Genomic DNA, 2191 nt, shown 5'->3' with positions numbered 1-2191 from the left:
GATTCGTTCGCCGTGACGGCGGTCGTCCAGGACCAGGCGGCCAAGGACTCGATCATCAGCGAGGTCCAGGCGCTGATGCCGACCGGTACGACGTTCGACGACAAGCTCACCGTCAACCCCGCCGCGGGCCTGCTGAATCCGACCGCCGTCTCCGCCTTGCTGCGAGCGCTCTCCACCGCGGACGGTCAAGCGTTCGTGCGATACGACGGCACCACGGTCACGCTGAGCGGTCAGGTCGCGGACCAGGCGACCAAGGCGACCGCCGGACGAGCCGCGGCGACAGCCGTGCCGGGCGCGGTCGTGGCCAACCAACTCCAGGTGCCGGCCATCGCGAAGCCGCCGATCAGCGAGGCCTGCCAGACCTTCGAGCAGCGGCTGGCCCAGTTGATGACGCAGAACAAGATCGTCTTCCTGTCCGGGACCGCGATCGTCAACGAACCCTCCCGCCCCTCCGTACTGCGGGCGGCCGCGCTGCTGAAGAGCTGCGAGACCGCCCGGGTCGAGGTCAGCGGTCACACCGACAACCTCGGCGACCCGTCGACCAGCCTGCCGCTGTCACAACAGCGCGCCGATGCCGTCAAGGCGGCACTGGTGAAGCTCGGCGTCGCCGCCGACCGGATCATCAGCCGCGGTTTCGGGGAAACCCGGCCGCTGGCTTCCAACAGCACCTCGGCCGGCCGGATCGCGAACCGCCGGGTCGAGCTCCGAGTTCCGTAGGGGATGGCATGAGTTGGCTGATCGCACAGGTGTGGATCTTGCTGCTGGTCGCGTTCGTGCTCGGCAGCGCGGTCGCGTGGCTGGTGCACCGCTTCCTTCCGCTCCGGCCGAGGGGCGCTCGCTGATGGGCTGGCTGTTGCGCCACAACTGGGCCTGGGCGCTGCTCGCGTTCGCCGTCGGCGCGGTCATCACCTGGCTGCTCCTGACCCGCCGCGAACGCACCGACGCCAAAACCGCCCCACCCTGGGAACAGGAAGAGCCGGTGAAGGAAGAAGCCCTGGTCGGCGCCGGCGCCACCCGTACTGCGACTCCCCCACCAGCCCGTACTCCGGCCCCGCCACCACCCAAGCCCGAACCTGAGCTGGTCAAGCCGGAGCCGCAGTTGTTCTCGCGGCGGATGGAGGTGGCGGAGTCGCCCGCGCCGACGCTCTTCGACGACCCGCCTCTTGAGGAGACCACGCCGGCCCCGGCAAGCGCAGTACCGGTCGGGCGCTATGGCGAAGGGTCGGCGGATGCGGTGCCGCACCAGGGACCGCCGGACGGGTTCACCATCAAGGGCAACGCCCAGTCGATGCTGTTCCACACCCCCGATTCGCCGTACTACGGCCGGACCAAGCCCGAGGTGTGGTTCCGCTCCGAGGCCGACGCCGAACGCGCCGGCTTCAGCAAGTACCTCCGCAAACCCCGCAAGTCCTCACCCCCGCGCCCCTGACACCCGCCTCGCAGGTCACGGATTCGTCGCGATCCGGGTCACGGATCGGCCCAGTAAATAGGGCGATCCAGCCCCTATTTGCTTGTACTGGCAAATCACCGTCACACTGAGCGGAACGCCTGTCAGGACTGCCCATCCCACGGCGCCAACTCACATCACCGGACACCACCGGCTGCTCTGCCTGTCTTTTTTGAGAACCGTGCCGTCGGGTACGGGACAGCGGAGCACGCCCGCGAAGTGTCCACCCGCGCGTCGCCGGAAAGACCCGGCGGCGGCAGCGCGCAGTACCGCTAGGTTTGGATCGAGGGATGACACCCGACGGAGGTGAGCGTGACCGACATGCTGCCGGAGCAGCACCACGGACTGACGAAGAGTGACCCGCTGTGGTTCAAGCGGGCCGTCTTCTACGAAGTCCTCGTGCGGTCCTTCAAGGACTCGAACGCCGACGGCATCGGCGACCTGCAAGGCCTGACCGAGAAACTCGACTATCTCGAGTGGCTCGGTGTGGACTGCCTTTGGCTTCCGCCGTTCTACCCCTCACCGCTACGTGACGGCGGCTACGACATCTCCGACTACACCAACGTGATGCCCGAGGTCGGCACCATCTCCGACTTCGCCGCGTTCATGGAGGCGGCGCACGCCCGCGGCATGCGGGTGATCGTCGACTTCGTGATGAACCACACCTCGGACCAGCACCCGTGGTTCACCGAGTCCCGGACCAACCCGGACGGCCCGTACGGCGACTTCTACGTCTGGTCCGAC

The 2191-nt window shown here is 67.9% G+C and carries 3 protein-coding genes; all 3 read left to right on the top strand.

Annotation, left to right across the window (positions count from 1 at the left end; translation table 11 throughout):
• Positions 1-717 (top strand): channel-forming protein ArfA/OmpATb (arfA, locus tag VFG33_RS13450; protein WP_325026125.1); only part of this gene is annotated, 717 nt, incomplete at its 5' end.
• A gap of 124 nt (positions 718-841) precedes the next feature.
• Positions 842-1429: a sunset domain-containing protein gene (locus tag VFG33_RS41260; protein ID WP_414672950.1), complete on the top strand. Its 588-nt coding sequence runs from the start codon at positions 842-844 to the stop codon at positions 1427-1429.
• A 339-nt stretch (positions 1430-1768) separates the two neighbouring features.
• The coding region (locus tag VFG33_RS13440; protein WP_325026126.1) for an alpha-amylase family glycosyl hydrolase at positions 1769-2191 on the top strand (423 nt) is incomplete at its 3' end.

It is taken from the genome of Kribbella sp. (assembly GCF_035687465.1).
In the GTDB taxonomy this organism is placed as follows: Bacteria; Actinomycetota; Actinomycetes; order Propionibacteriales; family Kribbellaceae; genus Kribbella.
The sequence above is the reverse complement of the archived record's forward strand: the minus strand, read 5'-3'. Positions and strand labels throughout refer to the sequence as shown.

What these genes read in the sequence shown, in the direction of transcription:
- VFG33_RS41260 (WP_414672950.1), top strand. Translation starts at nt 842, where the DNA reads ATGGGCTGGCTGTTGCGCCACAACTGGGCCTGGGCGCTGCTCGCGTTC.